The sequence below is a fragment of the Clostridium sp. FP1 genome, from assembly GCF_011065975.2.
Taxonomy (GTDB): domain Bacteria; phylum Bacillota; class Clostridia; order Clostridiales; family Clostridiaceae; genus Clostridium_AD; species Clostridium_AD tagluense.
The window spans coordinates 2,573,763-2,600,453 of record NZ_JAAMNJ020000001.1; the positions used below are offsets into that span (position 1 = coordinate 2,573,763).

Sequence of the window (26,691 nt, forward strand, 5' to 3'; positions counted from 1 at the left end):
GAAATGGAATTAACTTTAGAGCAACAAAGGATGATTCATAGCAAACCCTCAAGATATAGCACAATTAGAGGGATTCAAGGTTCAGGTAAGACAACTGCATCTATTTATAGAAGTCTTTATTTAAAAAACAATTATTGTTTATATGAAGAGGATAAAATATTAATGTTAGCTTCTAAGGATGAAGATATAAATTATATTGAAGACATATATAACAAAGTAGAAAAAGAAACTAGATTAGATTATTTAACTCTATTTTCTAATAGTGAAAGAAAATTTCATGTGATTACATTAGAAAGCATTTTACATAGATATTTTTTAGAATATAAAAGTAAATATAAATTAAAAAATGAGCAACTAATAGGTAATGATAAAAAAAATAGCATTATGAAAAACTGCATATTGGACATTAAAAATATTTATCCAAGTCTAAGGATATTACATGCGAGTTATGTTGAATTTTTTATTGAAGAAGTAAAGTGGATGAAAAGTTGTAATTATTTAAAAATTGATGCCTATTTGCAATGCAATAGAACAGGAAGAAAATGTGAAAAAGGACAAGGACCACAAAAAATTCCTAAAAATTCTACTGCTAGAAAAGCAATATTTCAGCTTATGCTTACATATAATGAGAAGCTTAGGTCAGAGAATTTAGTTGATAATGAAGATATTAATATATATGCTCTACTAATGGCGGAGACTGTTGCACGTGGTAAGTATTGTCATATTATAGTTGATAAAAGTAATGATTTAACTAAGGTGCAGTTAGATTTTATTAATGCATTATTTAAAGAAAAATCTTATTCTAACATGATGTTTCTTGTTGATATAGATATGATTCACAATACTAATTCTTGGATGATAAAAGGCAAAAGAGTTAATTCTAAACCTCTAGGAGAAAAGGCAAAAATACATTTATTTAAAAATAATTATAAAACACAAGAAATCCTTCAAAGAAAACAGTTGGAGATAAAGGACAAAAATTTAGATATCAAATCATTGGAGAATTTTCAATTTTGTGATTTAAGGCATAGCAGATCCTATAAATTCATGAGGGATTATAGTAGAATATCAGATATTCTATTAAATGATGAAAACGGTGATTATGAGTATATAAATGAAGAATTATTAGAACTACCTGTATATAGTGATATAGCAGCAGGTGAACCTATACTTATTAATTCTGAAATAGAAGGTAAATTTTATCTTCCAAAGTATTGGTTAAAGGGAGTGAAAAATGCCTTTATTTTAAAGGTTAAAGGTGACAGTATGATTGGGGCAAACATTAATCATGGAGATTATGTAATAATAAGACAAGAACATGCTGCAAATAATAAAGATATTGTAGCTGTTGATATAGGTGGTAACGCTACTTTAAAGAGGCTTTCTATAAACAAAGATAGAGTATTACTTATGCCAGAAAATGAAAAATATAAGCCTATTGTAATAGATAGCGAAGATACATACATTATAGGCACAGCTATAGGTATTATAAAGCACAAAAATTAATTTTATGGAAGGAGTCAAGTAGAAATGAAAATATTTTTTATTTCCGACATACATGGTTCGCTTTTCTTTTTAAAAAAGGCATTAAAACGTTATAGAGAAGAAGGCGCCAGCTATATAGTAATGCTAGGAGATGCATTATATCATGGACCAAGAAATCCATTGCCCGAGGAGTACAAACCTCAGGAAGTAGCAAATCTATTAAATGAATATAAAGATAAGATAATAGCTGTTAGAGGAAACTGTGATAGTGAAGTAGATCAAATGCTCATAGAGTATCCTATGATGGCTGATTATTCTATAATATTATACAATAACAGAAGATTATTTTTGACACATGGACACATATATAATGAAGATAATATGCCAAATTTAAGTGAAAATGATGTTTTAGTACACGGTCACACACATCTCCCAGTAGCTAAAAAACATAATAGAATATATGTATTAAATCCAGGATCACTATCATTACCTAAGGAAAACAACCCTAATTCTTATGCAATACTTCAAGATGATTTATTCCAAATAAAAGATTTAGAGGGAACTGTTATAAAAGAAATAAAATTATAAAAAATAATGCCCAAGGATATATTGGGCATTAATGTTTTTGTATAAGTCTAGGGTAAAACTATGCTTCTTTTTTCTTTTCGTTTAAATATAGTAAATACATACAAGTAGAAGCCAAGATGCCAAAGAAAAACACAAGAAGCCATGCGGAGTTTACTTCCCTATTTTTAATAAATAAGCTCATCATAAAGGGACCAATCGCAAAGCCTGCACCAGTAATTAGTGGTATAACTGAATTAAATCTACCTCTGTGTGACATTGGTGTATGATTTGCAATATACACTCCAGAATTAGTGGCAGATAGTATTTCACCAATTGTCCATACAATTGTAGAGATTACAAATACCGTAAATGTTTTTGCTAAAAATAGCATTCCAAAACCTATAGAGAAAAATAAACCAGCTAGGGCTATATTAAATATAGGTCTAAGTTTTTTTGTTACAGCAGCTATAATTGTGGTCATAGTAACTACTACTACTCCATTAATAGCCATTATAGAGCCATAAAGTTTTGGACCCTCAGCACTAAAAAGTTTGTCCATTTGCATTGGGGTAATGAAGCCAAATTGAGAATACATGAATGAATAAATCATTGAAATTGTAGCAAAAGCTATAAGATAAGGTCTTTTTAATAGCACATTTAGTAAGCTACCTTCTTCGGCCTTTTCATTTTCGTTATAAAAATCATTAATTACTTTATCTTCTGTGATTGTCTTAGCGGGAAGGGTCTCTTCTACAAATACAGCAACTAGTATTAATGACAGTATAGTTGTAGCTGCATCTCCTAAAAATAAAATTTTCAAATAATGATTGTATAAAAAACCTGCAATCAGTGGTCCAAGGGAAAAGCCTATATTAATTCCTAAATATAAAAGAGAGTATGCGGATTTTCTATTTTCTGTATTTGTTAAATCTGCCATCATAGCACTATTTGCTGGTTGGACAGCTCCTCCAAAAAAGGATGAAAGAATTAGTAGATATGGTATTATTATAGATTTACCCAGAAAGGCACAAGGGATAAGGCATAGTGCTGCCAAACCTTGAAAAATAATAATGATTTTTTTTCTGCCAATATGATCTGATAATTTTCCACCTATTAGTGAGCCAGGTATTGAAGATAAGGCTGACATCATTAAAAATAAACCTACAGTTTTAAGTCCAAGACCCATGCTTTTAGTAAGAAATAGTGTTAGAAATGGATGAACAAAACTACCCATACTGTTAATAATTCTAGCGAAAAATACAATATAAATACTCCTAGGTAAGCCAGAATAAGTTTTTAAAATATTCGAATTTCTCATTAGTTCCCCCTTACTTTTTCCATTTTACAATTTGTAGTAATTTTAAAATGCAGTCAATTACATTTTACTAAAATTTTATAAAGATTTCCAGTAAAAATATTTTTTTAAAAAATAAAAGGATAGCCCTTAGGCTATCCTTAGTCTGTTATTATAAAAATTTACATTTTTCGTTTATTTCCTAAGAAAAAAGCTGAATTTATCTGTTTCATCAACTGAAATAGATAAATTTCGTTTATGAAGTATATTATTATATTCTTGAATTTGACCATCACATACATTAGCATATTCAGTCTTACCATCTTCTAACCAACCCATAAACACATAAGCGTGGGAAGGTACACCAGGTTTTCCGGACACATCTGTGGTGAAACATATATCTCCTTTTTTTAATTTAGTAAGATCAGTATTTTTTTTCCAATCCATTGAAGTTAAATCTGTTACCAACTGTTTAACAGTAGACGTGTCTACAGGGATAGCAATGTCGTTGGATCTTAAAATTTCTGACAAGAGATATACAGTAACGCCTGTTTTAGTTCCTTTGTTTAAGGCGATGGCTTTTTTTAGTGTGGAGGTTCTATTTGCTTCTACATCTAAATATCCATAAATCTTATCTTGGGATGTAATAGATTTAGCGTCATTATCAGCAGTACTTTCTGTAGTTGTTTTCTTGGTAGCGACGTCTGTTTTTGACTTCATGAAAGAGGTGTTCATTAATATAGAAAACACAACTATAGCAGCTATAACCATAAAAAGTCCTAAAACAATTATATTGTTTTTAAATTCATTTTTATCTGCTAGTTCATGCATTTCTTTTATGTATTTTTGGCCTTCCGCATGATCCTTTAATTGATTCATTTCACTAGATTTAGTTTTATGCTTTTCTAAATTGTTGTTTGAATACAAACTATTTATACTTTCATTAGTTTCTTTTTCTGTTTGTTTATTTTTATCTTTATCCATATTTTCCTGCTTGCAAATATAGGTAGCCATACGATTTAACCTATATTTTTGCAGCACCTCCCCTTGATCTTTATATTAGTTATATTAAAGATTTTATTTTAATAGTTGTTTATTTCAAAAGAAACAGTTAATAAAGTTATTCATATCACCTACTTTTTCACTTTATAATTATACCATATGAGGAGGCATTTTAGTGCTATTTGCAAGAGTTTAAAATAATTTAATATTTTGTGAAATATATTACAGTTATTGTGGGTATAAATTTAATATAATTATGATTTATATTATTCATAGCTTCTAGGGTATTGTTTAGCATAAGAATATAGTATAATATATTTAATAATGAACAAGTGGGGGTGGACAATGACCGTAAAAATAATAACGGATAGTACCTCGTATATAAGCGAGGAGTTAATAAAAAAATATGATATTTCTATAACTTCACTAACTGTTATTTTTGAAAATGAGGAGTTTAAAGAAATCAATATTAAAAACGAAACTTTTTATGAAAAACTGCATGAGAGCACAAGTATTCCCACTTCATCACAACCATCATTAGAGGAAATGTACAGCATCCTAGAAAAAAATGTAAAAAATAATAATGAAGTTGTTGGTGTTTTTCTATCTTCAGAAATGAGTGGAACCTATTCGAATGCATGCCTTGCAAAAAATATGATACTTGAGAGTTATCCAAATGCATTAATACAGATTATAGATTCAAGATCTAATTGTATGCAACTTGGATTTGCAGCATTAACGGGGGCGATTGCAGCACAAAATGGAAAATCAATAGCTGAAGTAGCTTGCAACGTAAAAGACAATATAAAAAGAAGTAGATTTCTGTTTATACCTGATACTTTAGAGTATCTAAAAAAGGGTGGCAGAATAGGTGGTGCAAGTGCATTGCTAGGTACTATTTTTCAAATTAAACCCATTCTCACTGTAGTAGATGGGAAAACAGAATTGTTTAATAAAGTACGGACTAAAAAACGTGCCATACAAACTATGATTGATAAATTTATTGAAGATATAAGCGCTCATGGACTTGGCGAAGTTATGATACATCACATAAATGATGTAGAAGGGGCACAAGCTTTTGCAAAAACAATTGAAGAATGTATAGGTAAAAAAGTAGATATAGCTCCAATTGGGCCTGTAATAGGAACTCATGTTGGACCTGGTGCATTAGGTATTGTTTATTATACAAAGACAGATTTATAAAATAACAAGCAAAGCCATGCTGTGAATTCGCAGTATGGCTTTGCTTATTAAATAACTCAATATTCTTCTGAGTAAAGTTCTCTTAAAATAGTTAGTGTTTCAAGTAAATGCTGAACATGAAAGTTAAATACTATGTTTATATCGTTATTTATGTAAGATGTACTAAGTATATCTTCATGGAACAATTCATTTATGTTAAAGCGGTTACTTTCATTAAAATAGCAATTACAAGGCGAATTTGTGAATGTTATAGAATTTAATATAACTAGATGATTATAAGCAGTTTTTGAAGTATCTATAACTTTATTAATTTTGTTAACATGTTGTTTTTCAGCACCTTCACTTTGTATTTCACTTAAGTAGGAGTCTAATGATTTTTCCAATTTGGATATTTGAAGGTTTAAGCCAGAAATATTAATATCTCCATTAAAATTAAATACATCTTTAGATGTTATAAAAATATTATGAATTAAAAATTTTCCGTCTTTATGCAAGTTATCTAAAAATTTAGGATGGAATATAAGATAGTTTACTAAAACTGATACAAATATACCAACAAAAGTTTCTATAACTCTATTGGAACTATAAACTAGCGGAGTGCCTTGTTTAAGATTCGTCATTATTGCTAAAAAAACTACACATGCAATGATAATAGAATTTTTTCTATTAAGAAGGTTCAAAAAATAAATTACAAATATTATGCCTATACCGATAAGAAATACGTTATTAGGACTTATAAGTGCGAATATTAATCCCCAAATCGCACCTATGATAGTACCAATCATCCTATTTTTACCTGTAGTAAAAGAATTGTGTACAGTGCTTTGCATTGTTATTACTGCAGCTATACATGCATAAAAGGGATTTTGGTTATGAAAAAACCTTAATATAATTATGCATAAAAAAACTGAAATTGCAGTTTTAATATTTCTCATTCCTATTTTTTGCATACTGTTGCCTCCTAGTCAAACCACACCTTTAGTCTTGAAATATGGTTAAATTCTTGTAAATAATTTTAAACACATCTTATATTTTACCAAATTCCAACTAATTTGCAACTAAAAATTATATTTATGCATTGACAAATTGCAAAATCTAAATTAAACTAAGAAGAAATTATAAATTATATATATAAAAAGAAGTACACTTTTAAGTTAGTCCTGTGAGGCTAGGAAGGAGTATAGATTATTATGACATGTTTTTTTTGCGTAGAAAAATTTAAATTTAGTACTATTAAATATAACACAGTTGGTAATATTTGCAATAAAACTGTAAGTATATTTTCTATTTCGTTAATAAATATAATCAATATATTAATAAGGATAACAAAAAGATTATTTAAATAGTCTCTTTGTTATCCTTTATTTTGTTTAAAAAAATGGTTTTAGTTGATAAGTATATTTTAAGGTGAATAATTATTACAATAAATGAATAAAAAAACAAGAAAAATATTGCTTTATCATGATAATTAACATATAATTAATAAAAATAAACTAGCAATACCAATAAAAATAATTAAAAATACGGCATATAAGAAGAAAAAATATTATACATAAAAATTGTATAAATATTCATTAGTGAGTTTTGACGTTTTAAAAAATGATTTTTATGTAGGAGGATTTAAGATGAAAGGTAAATTGATTTTAGAGAATGGAATAATATTTGAGGGTAATATATTTGGGTATTTAGAGGAAAGTGTGGGGGAAGTAGTTTTTAATACAGGTATGACTGGATATGAAGAAATCTTAACGGATCCATCTTATTATGGTCAGATAGTAACTATGACATATCCGCTCATTGGAAATTACGGAATTAATTTAGAAGATGTAGAGTCGAAGTCACCCAAGGTCAAGGGCTTTATTGTTAGAGAAAAATGTGATAACCCTAATAACTTTAGATGTGAAATGGATTTAGAGGGATATTTTAAGCAAAATAAAATAATGGGCCTAGAAGGTATTGATACAAGAGCATTAACAAAAATACTTAGAAATAAGGGAACTATGAAAGGTATTATTACTACGAAGGAATTATCGCAAAGTGAAATAAAGCAAAAGCTTGTGGCATTTAATAACACTGATGCTATAATGAAGGTTACTACAAAAGAACCTTATGTTATTTACGGCACGGGGCCTCATGTGGCTGTTTTGGACTTTGGAATAAAAGAAAATATTCTGAGATCATTTATGCAAAGAAATTGCAAATTAACAGTATTTCCTGCGGATACATCTGCGAAAGAAATATTAAAGGTTAATCCGGATTTGATATTTTTATCAAATGGCCCTGGAGACCCAGAAGATTTAAAGGGTGTAATTAAGGTGCTAAAAGAAATTATAGGTAAAAAACCTATAGTTGGAATTTGCCTAGGACATCAACTTTTAGCTTTAGCCCTTGGTGGTAAAACCGAAAAACTTAAATTTGGTCATAGAGGATGTAATCATCCTGTTAAAGATATACAAGAAAATAAGGTGTATATTACATCACAAAACCACGGATATTATGTAAGCGTACTCCCAGAAGAAATGGAAGTTACGCATGTAAGCGTAAATGATGGAACTATAGAAGGTATGAAACATAAGAATATGCCAATATCCTCTGTGCAGTTCCATCCGGAAGCTTGTCCTGGACCTAAGGATATAGATGCAATTTTCGATAAATTCCTTTCGATAATCTAAGTTAGTATTGAGAATTGCAAGTATAAGAGTAAAATACAAAGTAGATGAAATTTGGGATATACAAATAGAATTAAACAAAAGATAATATAGAGGAGGATTTATATGCCATTAGATAAAAGCATAAAAAAAGTATTAGTAGTTGGGTCGGGGCCCATAATAATAGGGCAAGCTGCTGAATTTGATTATTCTGGAACGCAAGCTTGTCAAGCATTAAAAGAGGAAGGCATAGAAGTTGTGCTTGTAAATAGTAATCCGGCAACAATAATGACAGATAAAGAGGTTGCGGACATTGTTTATATAGAACCGCTGACTATAGAGTTTTTAGAGAAAATTATTGAAAAAGAAAGACCGGATAGCATGCTTTCTGGTATGGGTGGGCAAACAGCCTTGAATTTAGCTGTAGAATTATCTGATAATGGCATTTTAGATAAATATAATGTGAGAGTAATCGGTACATCTATAGAAGCTATAAAAAAAGGTGAGGATAGAGAAATATTTAGAAATCTTATGCAGGAAATTAACCAGCCAGTTGTAGAAAGTGAAATTGTTACAGAAATAGAAGATGGAGTGCGCTTTGCTAGCGAAATAGGCTATCCTGTAATTGTAAGACCGGCTTATACGTTAGGTGGAAGTGGTGGTGGAATTGCCGAAAGCGAGGAAGAACTGATTGAAATATTAGAACTTGGATTACAATTAAGTTCTATAAGGCAGGTGCTTCTAGAAAAGAGTATTAAAGGCTGGAAAGAGATAGAATATGAAGTGATGAGAGACAAACGTGGTAATTGTATCTGCGTATGTAATATGGAAAATATAGACCCTGTAGGGATACATACCGGAGATAGTATTGTTGTAGCACCGAGTCAAACTCTTTCTGATAAAGAATACCAAATGCTTAGAAGTGCATCCATAGACATTATAAACAATGTAGGAATAGAAGGTGGATGCAATGTTCAACTTGCTCTACATCCCAAAAGCTTTGAGTATGCAGTTATAGAGATTAATCCAAGGGTAAGTAGATCCTCCGCTCTAGCCTCTAAGGCTACGGGATATCCCATTGCAAAAGTAGCAGCGAAAATAGCTCTAGGATATGCACTAGATGAGATAGAAAATGCAGTTACACAAAAAACCTATGCTTGTTTTGAACCTTCTCTAGACTATGTGGTAGTTAAAATTCCTAAGTGGCCTTTTGACAAGTTTCAAGATGCAAATAGAGTTTTAGGCACAAAGATGATGGCTACAGGGGAAATAATGGCAATTGGAAGTAATTTTGAAGCAGCTTTATTAAAAGGAATTCGCTCTTTAGAAATCGGAAAATATTCATTGCAAGATGACTCCTTAGCACAAAAAAGTTTGCAAGAATTGAAGGATAATGTAATGGCCCCTGATGATGAGAGAATATTTCATTTAGCTGAAATGCTTAGACGCGATTATATGGTGGAAAAGGTTGCGGAAATTACAGGTATGGATAAATTCTTTGTAAATAAAATTAAGTGGATAGTAGATGAAGAGGAAAAGATAAAAAAATCTGACCTAGGAGATATTAATAAAGAGTGGTTGCAATTATTAAAGAAAAAGGGATTTTCAGATAAGGGAATTTCAGATTTATTAGGGGTTAAACCAAACGTGATCTATGAACTGAGAAATATATGGAACATTAAGCCTGTTTATAAGATGGTAGATACCTGCGGAGGGGAATTTGAGGCTTTGTCCCCGTATTACTATTCAACTTATGATGAATATGATGAGGTTGAGGTAAGTGATAAAAGGAAAGTTATGGTAATAGGTTCAGGTCCTATAAGAATAGGACAAGGTATTGAGTTTGATTACGCATCTGTTCATAGTGTAATTGCTCTTAGAAAGCTAGGAATCGAGACTATAATAGTAAATAACAATCCAGAAACTGTAAGTACAGACTTTAATATTTCAGATAAATTATATTTTGAACCATTAACAGAAGAAGAAGTATTGAATATTGTAGAAAAAGAAAAACCAGATGGAGTTATTCTTCAATTTGGGGGTCAAACCGCTATTAATCTTGCTGAATTCTTAAAAGGGAAAAATATACCTATATATGGAACTAAGCCTGAACAAATAGATGCGGCGGAAGATAGAGAAAAATTCGATGCATTACTAGAAAAATTGGATATAAATAGACCGAAGGGAAAAGCGGTTTGGAATTTAGAAGAGGGGTTAAAAGAGACTAAAATCATAGGCTATCCGGTTTTGGTTAGACCATCCTATGTATTGGGTGGTCAGGGAATGGAAATAACTTATGGAGAAGAGGAACTGGAGCATTATTTAGTGAATGCCTTTGAGAAGGATAAGAAAAATCCAGTTTTAATAGATAGATATTTATTAGGTAGAGAAATAGAAGTTGATGCTATTTGTGATGGGGAAGAAATATTAATACCAGGTATTATGGAACATTTGGAGAGGGCGGGAGTTCACTCCGGGGATAGTATAACAATATATCCAAGCCAAAACATATCGGAGACTATAAAAGAAAAAATATTAGAATATACGAGGAAAATAGCAATAGGTCTTAAAGTAATGGGTATGATCAATATTCAGTTTATAGAATTTAAAAATGAATTATATATAATAGAAGTTAATCCAAGAGCTAGTCGTACAGTTCCATATATTAGTAAGGTTAGCAAAGTACCCATAGTAGAATTGGCAACAAGAGTTATGCTAGGAGAAAAACTAGCGGATTTAGGGTACGGTACCGGAGTTTACAAAGAGCCGAAATTAGTGTCAGTTAAGGTTCCAGTATTCTCAACTCAGAAACTTCCAGAGGTTGAGGTGTGCGTAGGACCGGAAATGAGGTCCACAGGAGAGGTGCTAGGAATAGGAAGAAATTTTGAAGAGGCTTTGTATAAAGGCTTTGTAGCTTCTGGAATGAAATTTAAAAAAGAAAGTGGGGTTATCTTGGCCACAATAAACCCGCAGGACTATAAAGAGTTTATATATATAGCTAAAGGTTTTAGCGAATTAAATTATAAATTTATAGCAACCAAGGGCACTGCTAAGCTATTAAAAGATAATGGTATTGAAGCCTTAGAGGTTAAAAAAATCACAGAAGGAAAGCCTGATATAATTGATGTAATAAAGAGTAGACAGGTTGATTTAGTAATAAATACTCCTACTAAAGGAAATGATTCCAAAACAGACGGCTTTAGGATTAGAAGGACGGCTATTGAGAATAACGTTTTAGTTGTTACTTCATTAGATACTGCAAAAGCAATAGTAGAACTTATGAAGAAAAAGATTGTGAGTGCAAATCTAGAAGTGTTTAATATTGTAGATTAGTGAAAAAGTAGTTGTTAATAAAATGCGTAACAGGTAAAGCAATGCCTGTTACGTGTTTTTTTTATTGTGAATATTAAGTTGTTAATTAAAGAATTATAATGTAATTCCGGCAAACAAGAGCTTTTTATATAACATCTCATAATTCATAAAATTAATTTTGGAGGTAAAGTCATTATTTTCAGAACATACAGCTAACTTATAGTTTTTATCAATTGTATATGTTTTAAAATATACTTCGCTTGCAGAATTGCTTTCATTTTTTATAGAAATATTATATTCCGTATCAAATAATATAGAAAATGAATCTAAAGGCGTTGCTAGACCTGTTCCCGTCATTTTTATATAGCTTTCTTTTAATGTCCATAATTTATAAAAGCATTCAAGTCTTTTTTGTTTTTTTTGAGATAATAACCAATTATATTCATCATAGTTAAACGATATTTTAGCTATATCAATGTAATTAATTGGACATATTTGCTCAATATCAATGCCTATAGGTTTATTATCTATAATAGCAATAACCCAATTACCAGAATGAGATACACTAAAATGAAAATCCTTATTGTCTTTCAATTTAGGTTTACCATAAATATTATATTCGTATTTTATTTCTTTGTTGAAAATTTGTAATTTGTTACATATAATACTTCTAATTAATATATCGGCAATTAGCGTTCTTATTTTATCATCACTATTTTTAAATTTATTTATTTTTGTCTTTTTAGCATCATCAATAAGCGATAAAAAATTATCGTATAATCCCACATTTAATTTATTAATAATATTAACGGAATATATATCCATGCATATCTGACCTCCATATGTTTTTCAGCCTTTAAAGAAATAAAAACAACTAATGCTATTTTTGAATGGATGCTTAATAATATACTTGGGAAATTAACAGTATACACCAATATACCAATAATATCCACGAGCGCATTATTTCTATTTCTAAAAGCAGAGAATTAAAAAGAGAGAGTGTTGACATAATAGGTACAATAATGTAAAATATCTAATTGTATCTTAAAATATTACAAATTTTCATATTACAGTATATATGTTTGGCAACAAATATACAAATAACGAATGTTATTTGTATACAATTTTGGAGGCGCTTTATGATTAATATTAATAAAAAGCATGAGATAACTCATCCACAAAAAAGAATATGGTACAATGAACTATTATTTCCTCACACATCAATGCATAATATTGTACGTAAAATTAATATAGACAAAAAATTTAATATTCTCCTACTTGAGAAAGCAATAAATTTAATTATTGAAAAAAATGATTCATTAAGATTAAATTTTTGTGAAAATAATGGACAACCATATCAATATGTAAAGCCTTATGAATTTGTTGATATTCCATTTCTAGATTTTAGTCATTATGATGATAAAGACATTGAAAAAAAATTTAAGGAATTTTGTGAAATAGAATCTAAAAAAAATTTATATGAAGAAAATAAATTATTATTTAAATTCTTTATATATAAAATCAACGATGAAAAAATGGGATTATTTTTCGTTATACATCATATTATCTTAGATGGTATGTCTGTAAATCTAATACTTAGGCAAATTAATGATATCTGCGAAAAATTAAATAAAGGAGACCTTATAACAAATGATGTTGAAAATTCTTATATAGACTTTGTAAATTATGAAAAAAAATATTTGGCTTCAAATGAATTTGTAAAAAACAAACATTTTTGGAATGAAAAATTCTCAAGTTTAAACGAGAATTCTTTATATGTAAATTCAAAAAACATTCAAGGGAAAATCAAAAGATTTATATTAAAGAATGACACTTCAAAAAAACTTAAAATCTTTTTAAATGAACATAAAATATCTTTGAATAGATTTTTAATTTCTGTTTCTGCTATATATATTAATAAAATACTTGAGGAAAAAGATATAACATTGGCTGTGGCAACTTTTAATAGAAGTAATGAAGGACAAAAAAACACAATGGGGATGTTTACTGGAACAATGCCTTTAAGAATAAACATAGCTAATAATATTAGCTATGATGAATTTTTGAATAGTATCAACACTGAGCTTAATAGTTGTTACAGCAATCAAAAATATCCTTATGATTTATTGGTTCAAGATTTGAAACTAAAGAAAAAAGGATTTGATTCCCTATTTAAACTTTGTGTAAATTATTATGTATTTGACAGCGGGAGTACTTCTAAAATAAGTATTGAAAATGAAGTATTTCCTCAAGATTCTTTAAATGTTCCTCTTCACATACTTGCTAAGGAATTTGTGAAAAATGAGGACATCGAGTTTGAAATTAATTATAGAATAAAGGATTATACTGAAAAAGAAATTATGACAATGTTTCAATGTATGGAAATAATTATTAATCAAATAATCATTAATTCAAATATAAAACTTTCTGAAATACAAATAATTTCAAAAGAAGATAAAATTAAAATATTAAAGGAATTTAATAATACAGAAATGGATTATCCCAAACACAAAACGGTAAAAGAATTATTTGAAGAAACCAGTATAACATTAGAAGAGAAAATTGCAATTGTATCAAATGGTAACCATCTAACTTACAAAGAATTAAACGAAAGAGCAAATCAAATTGCTAATTTATTAAGAAAAAAAGGAATAATAAGAAACACTATAGTTCCCATACTATGTGATAGAAGTGCAGAGACGATAATTGGAATATTGGGCATTATAAAAAGTGGGGGTGCATACCTTCCAATAGATGAAGATTATCCAGAGGCAAGAATACAATATATGATTGAAGATAGTAGCAGTAAAATACTATTAATTAAAAAACATCACTTAGGTAAAGCGATTTTCGCAAAAACAAATATAGAATTATTAGATTTAAATAGCGAAAAAACATTTAAAGAAAGCAAACAAAATCTTGAAAATATAAACTCACCTGAGGATTTAGCATATCTGATATATACATCAGGGTCCACAGGAAACCCTAAAGGAGTGTGTATAGAAAATAGAGGGTTGGTAAATCTTGCTTATAACCCAAGTTATATTGAACTCCAAAAGCATGATAAAATTCTTCAATCAGGTTCACTATCTTTTGATGCTTCAGTGTTTCAAGTTTGGATTGCTTTATTAAATGGTGTGACCTTACATTTAGAAGATGAAAATTTAATGATTGATGATGATGCTCTAGAAAATTATATTAGCAAAAATGAAATAACAATGATGCTTATGCCAACACCGCTATTTAATCAATATAGTCGAAATAATATAGAATTATTTAAAAATTTGAAGGGCTTAATAGTAGGCGGAGATGTTTTGTCAAGCAAACAAGTAAGTAAGATAACAAGGACATATAAAAATTTAAAAATTTTTAATGCCTATGGTCCAACAGAAAACTCAGTAATTTCTACAATATATGAAGTGGTAGGTGAATGGGATGAAAACAAGGTTGTACCAATAGGTAAATCAATATCCAATTCAACCGCCTACATAATGAATAAAAATAACAACTTGCTTCCCATAGGAGTATCAGGAGAATTGTGTCTAGGTGGGGATGGAATAGCAAAAGAATATTTAAATAGAGAAAAACTTACAAAAGAAAAATTCATAGAAAACCCTTATGTAAAGGGCAAAATAATATATAAGACGGGTGACATTGCAAGAAGGTTACCAGATGGAAATATAGATTTTATAGGAAGAATGGATCACCAAGTGAAAATTAGGGGTTTTAGAATAGAACTTGAAGAAATAGAAGCACGATTGTTAAAACATTCAAAATTAAAAGAAGCTACAGTAGTAGATAAAGATGATGAAAATGGAAATAAATATTTGTGCGGATATTTTGTTAGTGAAGAAACAATTTCTTCTAAGGAATTAAAGGAATTTTTAAAAAAAGAACTCCCCTTATATATGATTCCATCATATATAACGCAACTTGAAAAAATGCCTATTAATTGCAATGGAAAAGTTGATAGAAAAGCACTTCCTCTTCCTATCTTATCACAGAGTGATGTAGAATTTATTAAACCTAGAAATGAAATGGAAGAAAAACTTGCAAATATTTGGTGCAAAATATTCAATACTAAAAAAATCAGCATAAAAGATAATTTTTTTGAATTAGGAGGACATTCTTTAATTGCTGTAAATTTAGTTTCGAAAATTAATAAAGAGATTAAGCTGAAAATTAGTGCATCAGATATATTTGCTATGCCTTGCATAGAAGAATTAGCAGAATATTTAAATGAAATGGCAGTAAAACCTAAAGACTTTTTTGAAAATAGTAACAATTCAAACTTTAAAGGAATAGAAAAAGCTGATGAAACCGATTATTATGAAGCATCAGCAGTTCAAAAAAGAATGTATGCAGTAAACCAAATGGATATAGGCAGTACAAACTATAATATGACTTTTGCATATTTAATTAAAGGTCAATTTGATAAATGTCGCTTTGAAAAAGCTCTTTGTGAATTAATAAATAGACATGAAGCATTAAGAACAAGCTTTCATATAATTAAGGGTGATGTATTCCAAAAGATAGATGATACAGTAGATTTAAAAGTTGAATGTACAAAAACCAATGAAAACTTTGATATAAATGAATGTGACACTTATAAATTTTTAAAACCATTTGATTTAAGCAAAAGCCCTCTTATTAGAGCTGCAATTGTTGAGTTTTGTGATGTAGTTATGCTAACCATTGATATGCATCATATTATTTCTGACGGCGTTTCAATAGGCATAATAATAAAAGAATTATCTGCCTTATATAACGGAGAAAAACTTGAAAATACAAAAGTTCAATATAAAGATTTTTCAAATTGGCAAAACAAATCCTATGAAAATGGATTATTAGGAACTCAAGAAAAATACTGGACTGACAAGTTCAGAGGGGAACTGCCTGTGGTTAACATATCTTCGAATTATAAAAAACGTTCCACTGGAAATTTTGAAGGAACTTCTTTAAAATTTGGAATAGACAAGACTATATCCAGTGGAATAAATAAGATTATAAACAGTTTAGGCGTAACAAAGTTTATGTTCTATACAGCAGCATATAATGTGCTTCTATATAAATATAGTGGACAAGAAGATTTAATCATAGGAACTCCAGTTGCTGGAAGAACACACGAAGATTTAAAAAATACAGTAGGTATGTTTGTAAATACACTGCCCTTAAGAAATAAATTAAATGCTAATATGAATTTCAGAAATTTCTTAAGCGAAGTAAAGTTAAATTCTATAAAGGCATTCGAAAATCAAGATTATGACCTTAAAAATATTATTGAAAAATTAGAAATAAATAAATCATCTATTTTTGATGTGATTTTTTCATTTCAAAATTTAGCCATTGACGCTTTAAATTTTGAAAATACAGAAATAGCAAGTTATGAAGTAAAGAATAAAACATCAAAATTTGATATTTCCATGATACTTAAAGAAAATAATGAAAAAGTATCAGGTGTAATAGAATATCAAACATCGTTATACAACAAAAAAACAATGGAGAACTTTTCAAAACATTATCAAAATATTTTAAGAGAAGTGCTTAATGCATTAGATACCCCTATTGGTAAAATTGATATTTTATCTAAAAATGAGAAAGATTTAATAATTAATAAGTTCAATGATACAAAACGTCAATATCTAAATAACATTACTATTAAAGAGTTATTTGAACAAATTGTAGCAAAATCACAAGAAAAAGTGGCACTTGTATCTAATGGAAAAGAGCTTACCTATAGAGAATTAAATGAAAAGGCAAATCAGTTAGCACATTTGTTGAGAAATAAAGGTGTAACTACGGATAGCATAGTACCGGTAATATGTGACCGAAGTATAGTCGCTATAATATCAATGATAGCTGTAATAAAGGCTGGTGGAGCATATCTTCCAGTTGACGAAGAGTATCCAGAATCTAGAATAAAATATATGCTTTGTGATTGTAATTGTAGTATAGTAATTGGTAAAGAAGAACATTTTGAAAATTTTAATTTATATGAACTTAATTTAGAGCTAATTAAGTTTCAAAGTGAAGAAATTCAAAAGGAAAGTTTAATGAATTTAAAAACAATAAATACTTATAAAGATTTAGCATATGTAATCTATACATCAGGTTCAACAGGAAAACCTAAAGGAGTATGTATAGAAAATAGAAGTTTGATAAAGGTTGTTAATAATCCAAATTATATTGAAATTCAAGAGTGTGATAAAATTTTACAATCAGGTTCACTATCTTTTGATGCTTCAGTATTTCAAATATGGATTGCATTATTAAATGGTGCATCATTACATGTTGAAAATAAAACTTTAATAATTGATGAGGCCGCATTAGAAACTTATATTAATGAAAATAAAATAACAATAATGCTTATGCCAACACCACTATTTAATCAATATAGTCAAAATAACATAGAACTATTTAAAAACTTAAGATATTTACTAGTTGGTGGAGATGTTCTGTCAAGTAAGCAAGTAAGTAAAATAACCAAAGTATATAAAAGCTTGAAGCTTTTAAATGCATATGGCCCAACAGAAAACTCAGTAATTTCTACAGTGTATGAAGTTGTGGGCGAATGGGATGAAAATAAGGCTGTACCAATAGGTAAACCGGTATCAAATTCAACAGCATATATAATTGATAAGAATAATAAATTACTTCCAATGGGAGTACCAGGTGAGCTGTGTGTAGGTGGAGATGGAGTAGCAAGAGAATATTTAAATAGAAAAGAACTTACAAAAGATAAATTCATAGAAAATCCTTATGTAAAAGGAGAAAAAATATATAAAACAGGTGATTTTGCAAAGTGGTTACCAGATGGAAATATAGATTTTATGGGAAGAATTGATTATCAAGTAAAAATCAGAGGTTTCAGAGTAGAACTTGGAGAAATAGAAGCGCAATTATTAAAACATTCAAAAATAAAAGAAGTAGCAGTAATAGATAAAATAGATGAGAACGGAAACAAATATTTATGCGGATATATTGTTAGTGAAGAGAAAATTTCTTCGAAAGAATTGAAGGCATTTTTGAAAAAGGAACTTCCAACATATATGATTCCGACATATATAATGCAACTTGAAAATATGCCTATTAATTTAAATGGAAAAGTTGATAAAAAAGCCCTACCTATTCCTGATTTATCTAATATAGATGCAGAATATATAGCACCAAGAAATGATATTGATGAAAAAATTTCAATAGTATGGAGTGAAATATTAGGGATAAAAAAAATAAGTATTAATTCAAATTTTTTTGATGTTGGGGGTAATTCTCTAAAAGCTATTTCAGTAGTTTCGAAATTATCAAAAGAGTTTATTATCGCGATAAATGATATATTTAAATATCCGACTATACAAGAATTAGCTTCGAACATTAAAAATAAAAAAGAGAAGTTACTTTTGAAAAACAAAGAGGTTCAAGATATGATTGCCGTTATGAAACTTGATGATAATGTAATGCCTCAATCTATAAAACTTATATACGATTCATATATAGAAGACATACAAAAATATGAAAAATTAAATCTAAATTCTGAAATATCCTACAAAAATATTTTGCTTACAGGTGCCACGGGATATGTAGGTATAAATATTTTAAAGGAACTTATATTTAGTACAAATAGTACAATACATTTATTGTTAAGAGGAATAAATACTATGGAAGCTGAAAAAAGAATTACACTGAAAACTGATTTCTATTTTGGAAAAGAATTCTATCTAAGGTATAAGCATAGAATAAATATCTTAACAGGCAATATATCCGATGAATATTTAGGAATGGATAATTATACTTATGATAAGCTTTGTATGGAAATAGATTGTATAATTAATTCTGCTGCTAATGTAAAGCACTATGGAAAATATGAGGATTCTTATGATGTAAATGTTCTAGGTACAAAACGACTTCTTGAGTTTGCTAAAAAAGGCGTAAGAAAAGATTTTAACCAAATATCTACTATGAGTGTTGCATATGGAAGCATTCCTAATACAAATTTAGTTATGTTTTCTGAATCAAATATTGACATAGGTCAAGAGTGTGACAATGTATATGTCCGCACAAAATTAGAGGCTGAAAAATTAGTAGAACAAGCGGGGAAAAACTTGTTAAATACTAAAATATTTAGAGTTGGAAATGTTACATTCAATTATGAAACTGGATTATTCCAAGAAAATATAAATGAAAATGCTTTTTATCAAAATATAAAATCTTTTATTAAACTTAATTGTGTGCCTAATATAAAAGGCAATACACTTGATTTTTGTTTTGTAGATCAGCTCTCTAAAGCAATTGTTCTTCTTTTTAATAAGAACAACTTAAATAATGAAGCTTTTCATTTAGAAAATCCTAATAAAGTTAGTACTAGTTACTTAGCGCAAGTATTAAAAATGAAATATGAAAATATCAAACTTAAAGATATAGAAGAATTTTTAGCCTACATTTCTTCAAAAGGTGAAGATGAAGAGTTAAGAGAATATGTTGATAATATTATGGTTCATTTTGGGTTACTTGATGATGATCAATTAACATCATTTATAACTGTTAGCGAAAGAACAGATTTTATTTTGAAAAAATTAGCCTTTGAATGGGGTAAACTAGATGAACTTGCTATAAAAAAAATGCTAGAGCATTGTGAAAAAGTTAAATTTTTATAAGTTGTAAGTTTTTTTAAAGTTGAGTTTTAAGGATGCTTTAATATTGAAGAGTAGTCAAAAAGCAATTATAAATAAAACACGTCACAGATAATTGAACCTGTGACGTGTTTTTTAATACGCATATTTAGCAGTGAAAGGTGTATTCTCCCAATACGCATTGCATCTGTAATATGCTTACACATTACAGGCGTAATACGTATTTGGAAATAGAAAAATTAGTAAGATGTTATTAAAATAACTTTAAAACATTTAAGTTCTTAAGTGATTAAAAACAACATTAATAATGGTGATCTATCATAACTAAAACTCAGTAAAATCAGCTAGTTTGGCAAGTTTTTATTAATTGCTATGCATAATTATTATATAAAATGAATAAATATAAAGAAAAAGTATTGCATTATTATAAAAATCGGTATATAATAAATAAAAACAAGGCAGACAAATCAATGAAATTGGTTGTAAAACGACTAAAATACAGATATAAGATAAGAAAATGCATTATACATAAAAATGTATAAATATCCACAAATGAATTATATAAATGGAGGAGTGGTACAAATGAAAAAAATCATGTCAATTGTATTAATGGTTACTATGGCAGGTTCATTACTTGTAGGATGCGGCCAAAAACAGGAAAAATTGAATTCTCTACAAGCAGTTCAAAAAGCAGGCACACTAACTATAGGAACAGATGATTCATATCCTCCAATGGAATTTAGAGATTCTAAAAACACCTTAGTAGGGTTTGATGTAGATTTGGCAAATGAAATAGGAAAAAAATTAGGAGTGAAAATAGAGTATACTACTACAGATTTTAATGGAATACTTTTAGCTCTTAACTCATCGAGATTTAATATTATACTTGCAGCTCTCAGTATTACGGATAAGAGAAAAGAAAGTATAGATTTCTCAGACAGTTATTTAATGGGTGGCCCGGTTATTGCTATAAAACAAGGGAATACATCAATAAAAAATTTGGAAGACTTAAAGGGTAAAACAGTAGCTTGTCAGCTAGGGTCTACAGGAGATGCTGCAGCCACTGCAATAAAGGGATTAAAAGAAATTAAAAAGTATGACAAAATTACAGAAGCTTTTCAAGAGTTATCATCTAAAAGAGTAGATGCAGTAGTTATGGATGCTCAAGTTGGTGGATATTATGTATCAAAGAAACCAGGCGAGTTTGTTGTTTTACAGGACAGAATTAGCGAAGAACCTATAGGAATTGGATTTAAGAAGGAAGATAAGGAATTAAAAGCAGCTGTGCAAAAGGCCCTTAATGAACTTAAATCAGATGGAACGCTCTCTAAGCTTTCACAAAAGTGGTTTGGATTTGACGCATATAAGAAATAATTAGGAGGACAATAATGGATATAAATATTTTAAAGGATATGTTTCCTGTGTTATTAAAAGGAAGTTTAATAACACTAGAACTCACTCTTATATCAGTAGTAGTTGGAAGTTTGATAGGCATGGTTACAGCCATATTAAAGCTTTCTAAAAATAAGCTAATGGGTACGGTAGCAGGGTTTTATACCTGGCTCTTTAGAGGAACACCTATGCTGCTTCAATTATGGTTTTTCTATTTTGGATTGCCTTTTGTAGGTATTAAGTTTACAGCCTTTCAAGCAGCAATAATAGGACTTAGTTTAAATTCAGGTGCTTACATGGCAGAAATAATAAGAGGTGGAATACTTTCAGTAGATAAAGGGCAGTTTGAAGCTTGCAAGTCCCTGGGGTTCACTTACTTTGATACTATGAAAAGAGTAGTATTACCTCAAACCTTTAAAATAATAATTCCATCTGTAGGTAATGAGTTTATAACAATGCTTAAGGATACATCTTTAGTAGCTACTATAACTATGGTGGAAGTTATGAGGTCGGCGCAGCTTTTATACGCATCAAGCTTTAGGCCGCTAGAAGCTTTCTTTATAGCAGGATGTTTATATCTTTTAATGACAACAATTTTTACTACAGCATTTTCATACTATGAAAAAAGACTGTCAGTATATTAATAGAGGTGATATGGAGTGTATATGATAGAAACTAAGAATTTAACTAAAAAATTCGGAAGCTTAACAGTATTTGAAGATTTAAATGTACAGGTTAAAAAAGGAGAAGTACTAGTTATAATAGGACCTTCTGGTTCGGGAAAAAGCACGTTTTTAAGATGTTTAAATCACCTTGAAAATCCTGATGGGGGAGAGGTTTTTATTGAAGGAGAAAAACTGGATGTAAAAAATAAAAAACATATGAGAAATACTATTGAAAAAGTAGGAATGGTATTCCAAAACTTTAATTTGTTTCATCATATGACTGTACTCCAAAATGTAATTGAGGCTCCAATTACTGTTAAGCGAGAAGCCCGCGAAGAAGTATTAAAAAGAGCCGCGGGAATTATTGAAAAAGTGGGTCTTAGTGAAAAACTAGAGAATTATCCATCAAAATTATCAGGAGGACAAAAGCAAAGAGTAGCTATAGCAAGAGCCCTAGCTATGAGACCTGACATAATGCTCTTTGATGAACCTACTTCATCCTTAGACCCAGAGCTGGTTGGAGAGGTTTTAGGAGTAATGAAAGATCTTGCAAAAGAAGGCATGACAATGGTGGTTGTAACCCATGAAATGGGGTTTGCAAAGGAAGTGGCAGATAGAGTCATTTTCATGGATGGAGGAAAAATAGTAGAAGAGGGAACTCCAGAAGAATTTTTTACTGCTCCTAAAGAGCAGCGAACTAAAGAGTTCCTAAATAAAATACTTTAGATTAAACCTAAGATATTAAAATATAAAAGCAAAATCGAAAGGGGATATAAAAATGGAAAAAATAATTAAAGATAAAGTGGTTTTAGCATATTCAGGAGGCCTGGATACCTCAATAATAATAGCTTGGCTTAAGGAAAATTATGATATGGATGTTATAGCAGCTTGCATTAATGTTGGCCAAGAGGACGATATGAAGGCAATTGAGAAAAAGGCGTTAAGCTCAGGGGCTAAGAAAATATATATTGAAAACGTAACAGCTGAATTTATAAAAGATTACGTATTTAAAGGGGTTAAGGCAAATGCTACATATGAAGGAAAATATTTGTTAGGTACAGCTTTTGCAAGACCATTAATAGCTAAAAAGCTTGTAGAAATTGCTCATAAAGAAGGGGCAAAATATATATGCCACGGATGTACTGGTAAGGGAAACGATCAAGTTAGATTTGAGGTAGGCATAGCAGCCATAGATCCTACAATAAAGATTATTGCTCCTTGGAGAATCTGGGATATAAAATCAAGAGAAGATGCTATAGATTACGCCAATGCTCGCGGTATAGAAATAGCAGTAACCAAAGAAAAAATATATTCAGTGGACCAAAACTTATGGCATGCAAGTCATGAAGGTGGAGATATTGAAGATTTTAAAAATGACCATAAAAGAGATATGTATCTTATGGTTACACCTCCAGAAAAAGCTAAAGATGAGGCTACATATGTAGATATATATTTTGAAAAGGGAATTGCGACAAAAGTAGACGGAATTGAATTAGAGCCAATAGATATCGTTTCAATATTAAACAAAATCGGTGGAGAAAATGGAATAGGTATTGTAGATTTAGTAGAAAATAGACTTGTAGGAATGAAGTCAAGAGGAATATATGAAACACCAGGTGGTACTGTTCTTTATGCAGCTCATAAAGAACTTGAGGAAATAACTATAGATAAAGATACATTGCACTTTAAATATCAAGTATCACAGAAATATGGAGAATTAGTTTATGATGGACTTTGGTTTAGCACTATGAGAGAAGCCCTTGATGCCTTTGTAGATAAGACTCAAGAAACCGTAACAGGTTCTGTTAAATTAAAGTTGTATAAAGGAAATATTATGGTAGCAAGTAAAGAATCGCCCAATGCACTATACGATGCAAGTATATCTTCTTTTGGTTCAAGTGTACTATATGATCATAAGGATGCAGAAGGATTTATAAACTTATTTTCATTGCCAAGTAAAATTAAGGCATACAAACATTTAAATAATATTTAAGCAAAATTACAAAATCTATAGAAGGCTTAGCGGGTGATATATATGAAACTTTGGGGTGGAAGATTTATTGAAAAAGAAAGCAGTCTTATGGAGGACTTTAATAGTTCTCTAAGCTTTGATAAAAGATTGTATTATGAAGATATTATGGGTAGTATAGCTCATGTTAAAATGCTTGCAAAATGTAGCATTTTAACTAATAAAGAGTGCGATACTATTGTTAATGGTTTAAATTCTATTCTATCAGATATTCAGGAAGGTAAATTAAAAATTGAAGGTGATTATGAAGATATTCACAGTTTTATGGAAATACAACTTACAAAGCTTGTAGGTGATGTTGGTAAAAAGCTTCATACAGCAAGAAGTCGAAATGATCAGGTTGCTGTGGATATGAGATTATATTCAAAACATAAAGCAAAGGAAGTTATTGAAAATCTAGGTGCTATTTTATCTACTATTAAAAAATTAGGAAATGATAATGCTGTTATAATGCCTGGTTATACACATCTGCAAAGAGCACAACCTGTAACCTTTAAACAGCATATTATGGCATACTATAATATGCTATCTAGGGATGTGAAAAGACTTATAAGCGCTATTGACATTATGGATGAAAATCCTCTTGGATGCTGCGCACTAGCAGGCACAACCTATGATACAGATAGAGATTTTACAACGGGAGAACTAGGTTTTAAAAAACCAGTAGATAATTTTATGGATGGGGTAAGTGATAGAGATTATCTATTAGAACTTTTATCATGTTTTTCTATAATAATGATGCACCTTAGTAGATTAAGTGAGGAGCTTATTTTATGGAGTAGTAAGGAATTTAATTTTATTGAAATTAGTGACGAATACTCTACTGGTAGCAGTATAATGCCACAAAAAAGAAATCCAGATGCAGCAGAACTTATAAGAGGGAAAACGGGGAGAGTATATGGAGATTTAATGAGCTTACTTACCACTATGAAAGGAATTCCACTGGCTTACAATAAGGATATGCAAGAAGATAAGGAGCCTTTCTTTGATGGAGCTTTCACAGTTTTAAAATCAATAAAGATTATGAATGGAATGCTAAATAGTCTTAAAATTAAAAAGGATAATATGTATAACGCAGTTAAAACAGGTTTTTTAAATGCTACGGAAGCTGCAGATTATCTTGTAAATAAGGGATTAGCATTTAGAGATGCTCATGGAGTTATAGGCGCTATTGTGTTACATTGTGAAAAGCAACATAAGGCTATAGAAAGTTTAACATTAGAGGAACTGAAGAGCTTTAGCGATTTATTTGCTCAAGATGTATATGAATTTATAGATTATGAGAATACTTTAAGTCGAGGCATAAAAAAAGAGATGAAATAAACGCTCTAAGGTTGTAATATAAGCTTTATAAATAAAAACACGCAACAGGTTCCCACACACCTGTTGCGTGTTTTTTGCTGAGGTTTTGGAAAGTAAAATAGCTACAATAACATAAAATTTGGATTGCCACTAAATTTTATGTTGTTGTAATTTAATATGATTCAATGAATAAACTGAATATTTTAAAAATTCAATAGATATATGTTTAACTATGTAGTATAATATGTTATAGTGTAAAATAGTGTAAAATAGTGTAATAAAGTGTAATACAGTACTAATTCCCAATAACTAAATTGTAGCTTTGATGTAAATGAATGAATTTTTTTACCGGTTGATATTATAATAAAGTTTTAGAGGAGATGAGTTTGGTGAAAAGAGTTTTGATTACAGACGATGCGATGTTTATGAGATTGGCATTGAAAACTATGCTTGAAAGAAACGGATTCGAAATAGTTGGAGAGGCTGAAAATGGAGAAATAGCTATTGAAAAATATAAACTTCTTAAACCGGATATTGTAACTCTTGATATTACAATGCCAGTTATGGATGGACTTGAGGCATTAAAACAGATAAAGGCCTTTGATAAGAGTGCAAAGGTTATGATGATTTCTGCAATGGGACAAGAAACAATTGTGAGAGATTCTGTGATTGCAGGTGCATTAGGCTTTGTAATAAAACCATTTATTGAAGAAACAATAGTAAAAGCTTTTAATAAATTTTGATAAAGAGGTGTTATAAATGAGAATATTAATAGCAGAGGATGACTTTACAAGTAGATTATTTATGAAAAAATTTCTTTCTAAATATGGAGAATGTGAAGTTGTTGTAGATGGCATAGAAGCCATTGATGCCTACTTAAATTCAATAAAAGATGAAAATATATATGACTTAATATGTCTTGACATTATGATGCCAAGACTTGATGGAATGAGGGCGCTTAAATCCATTAGAGATATTGAAAAACAAAAGGGCGTTGAAGAAGACAAAAAAGTAAAGATAATTATGACCACAGCATTAAATGATAAAGAAACCGTATTAAATGCTTATGATTCAGGCTGTGAAGCCTACGCATCAAAACCAATTGAAACAGATAAATTTATTGTTGTTATGAGAAACTTAGGCCTTATAGTATAGAGAAAAACTG

Annotated in this window: 17 protein-coding genes; 13 read left to right on the forward strand and 4 right to left on the reverse strand. The window is 29.6% G+C overall.

Annotated elements, in window-relative coordinates:
• Nucleotides 1-3 precede the first annotated feature (3 nt).
• The gene (locus G9F70_RS12380; protein ID WP_164947086.1) at nucleotides 4-1,506 is read left to right on the forward strand and encodes a LexA family protein; all 1,503 of its coding nucleotides are present in this window, start codon (nucleotides 4-6) and stop codon (nucleotides 1,504-1,506) included.
• A 24-nt stretch (nucleotides 1,507-1,530) separates the two neighbouring features.
• Complete coding sequence (gene yfcE, locus G9F70_RS12385; RefSeq protein WP_164947085.1) at nucleotides 1,531-2,073, forward strand: phosphodiesterase; 543 nt, start codon at nucleotides 1,531-1,533, stop codon at nucleotides 2,071-2,073.
• A 58-nt stretch (nucleotides 2,074-2,131) separates the two neighbouring features.
• On the opposite strand, the gene G9F70_RS12390 is transcribed toward yfcE, so the two are convergent.
• Nucleotides 2,132-3,370 (reverse strand): MDR family MFS transporter, encoded by a 1,239-nt coding sequence (locus G9F70_RS12390; protein WP_164947084.1) that lies wholly within the window; start codon nucleotides 3,368-3,370, stop codon nucleotides 2,132-2,134.
• Nucleotides 3,371-3,541: 171 nt separating this feature from the next.
• The gene (locus G9F70_RS12395; protein WP_164951122.1) at nucleotides 3,542-4,360 is read right to left on the reverse strand and encodes a hypothetical protein; all 819 of its coding nucleotides are present in this window, start codon (nucleotides 4,358-4,360) and stop codon (nucleotides 3,542-3,544) included.
• 333 nt (nucleotides 4,361-4,693) lie between these two features.
• Here G9F70_RS12395 and G9F70_RS12400 point away from each other — a divergent pair, with 333 nt between their 5' ends.
• Entirely contained in the window at nucleotides 4,694-5,551 is an 858-nt protein-coding gene (locus G9F70_RS12400; RefSeq protein ID WP_164947082.1) for a DegV family protein, read from the forward strand.
• Nucleotides 5,552-5,607: 56 nt separating this feature from the next.
• On the opposite strand, the gene G9F70_RS12405 is transcribed toward G9F70_RS12400, so the two are convergent.
• Nucleotides 5,608-6,501 carry an FUSC family protein gene (locus tag G9F70_RS12405; RefSeq protein ID WP_164947081.1) on the reverse strand — a complete coding sequence of 298 codons (894 nt, stop codon included), beginning with the start codon at nucleotides 6,499-6,501 and terminating at the stop codon, nucleotides 5,608-5,610.
• A gap of 675 nt (nucleotides 6,502-7,176) precedes the next feature.
• Here G9F70_RS12405 and G9F70_RS12410 point away from each other — a divergent pair.
• A complete protein-coding gene (locus G9F70_RS12410; RefSeq protein ID WP_164947080.1) occupies nucleotides 7,177-8,223 on the forward strand; it encodes a carbamoyl phosphate synthase small subunit in 1,047 nt (348 codons plus the stop codon).
• Between the two features lie 102 nt (nucleotides 8,224-8,325).
• Nucleotides 8,326-11,532 carry a carbamoyl-phosphate synthase large subunit gene (gene carB, locus G9F70_RS12415; RefSeq protein WP_164947079.1) on the forward strand — a complete coding sequence of 1,069 codons (3,207 nt, stop codon included), beginning with the start codon at nucleotides 8,326-8,328 and terminating at the stop codon, nucleotides 11,530-11,532.
• A 93-nt stretch (nucleotides 11,533-11,625) separates the two neighbouring features.
• Here carB and G9F70_RS12420 read toward each other — a convergent pair whose 3' ends face one another.
• Nucleotides 11,626-12,336, reverse strand: coding sequence for a 4'-phosphopantetheinyl transferase family protein (locus G9F70_RS12420; protein ID WP_164947078.1), 711 nt, complete (start codon nucleotides 12,334-12,336; stop codon nucleotides 11,626-11,628).
• Between the two features lie 314 nt (nucleotides 12,337-12,650).
• Between G9F70_RS12420 and G9F70_RS12425 the strand changes: the two genes are divergently transcribed.
• From G9F70_RS12425 to G9F70_RS12460, 8 genes are all read left to right on the forward strand, one after another.
• Nucleotides 12,651-20,162, forward strand: coding sequence for a non-ribosomal peptide synthetase (locus tag G9F70_RS12425; RefSeq protein ID WP_164947077.1), 7,512 nt, complete (start codon nucleotides 12,651-12,653; stop codon nucleotides 20,160-20,162).
• A gap of 558 nt (nucleotides 20,163-20,720) precedes the next feature.
• Nucleotides 20,721-21,512 carry an ABC transporter substrate-binding protein gene (locus tag G9F70_RS12430; protein WP_164947076.1) on the forward strand — a complete coding sequence of 264 codons (792 nt, stop codon included), beginning with the start codon at nucleotides 20,721-20,723 and terminating at the stop codon, nucleotides 21,510-21,512.
• A gap of 14 nt (nucleotides 21,513-21,526) precedes the next feature.
• Complete coding sequence (locus G9F70_RS12435) at nucleotides 21,527-22,174, forward strand: amino acid ABC transporter permease (RefSeq protein WP_125000735.1); 648 nt, start codon at nucleotides 21,527-21,529, stop codon at nucleotides 22,172-22,174.
• 15 nt (nucleotides 22,175-22,189) lie between these two features.
• On the forward strand, nucleotides 22,190-22,921 hold the full coding sequence (locus G9F70_RS12440; RefSeq protein WP_125000738.1) for an amino acid ABC transporter ATP-binding protein: 732 nt from the start codon (nucleotides 22,190-22,192) through the stop codon (nucleotides 22,919-22,921).
• A gap of 64 nt (nucleotides 22,922-22,985) precedes the next feature.
• Nucleotides 22,986-24,188, forward strand: coding sequence for an argininosuccinate synthase (locus G9F70_RS12445; protein ID WP_164947087.1), 1,203 nt, complete (start codon nucleotides 22,986-22,988; stop codon nucleotides 24,186-24,188).
• Nucleotides 24,189-24,230: 42 nt separating this feature from the next.
• Nucleotides 24,231-25,547, forward strand: coding sequence for an argininosuccinate lyase (gene argH, locus G9F70_RS12450; RefSeq protein ID WP_164947074.1), 1,317 nt, complete (start codon nucleotides 24,231-24,233; stop codon nucleotides 25,545-25,547).
• Nucleotides 25,548-25,915: 368 nt separating this feature from the next.
• Nucleotides 25,916-26,269: a response regulator gene (locus G9F70_RS12455; protein WP_164947073.1), complete on the forward strand. Its 354-nt coding sequence runs from the start codon at nucleotides 25,916-25,918 to the stop codon at nucleotides 26,267-26,269.
• A gap of 16 nt (nucleotides 26,270-26,285) precedes the next feature.
• Nucleotides 26,286-26,681, forward strand: a complete 396-nt coding sequence (locus G9F70_RS12460) for a response regulator (protein WP_164947072.1) — start codon at nucleotides 26,286-26,288, stop codon at nucleotides 26,679-26,681.
• Nucleotides 26,682-26,691: the final 10 nt, after the last annotated feature.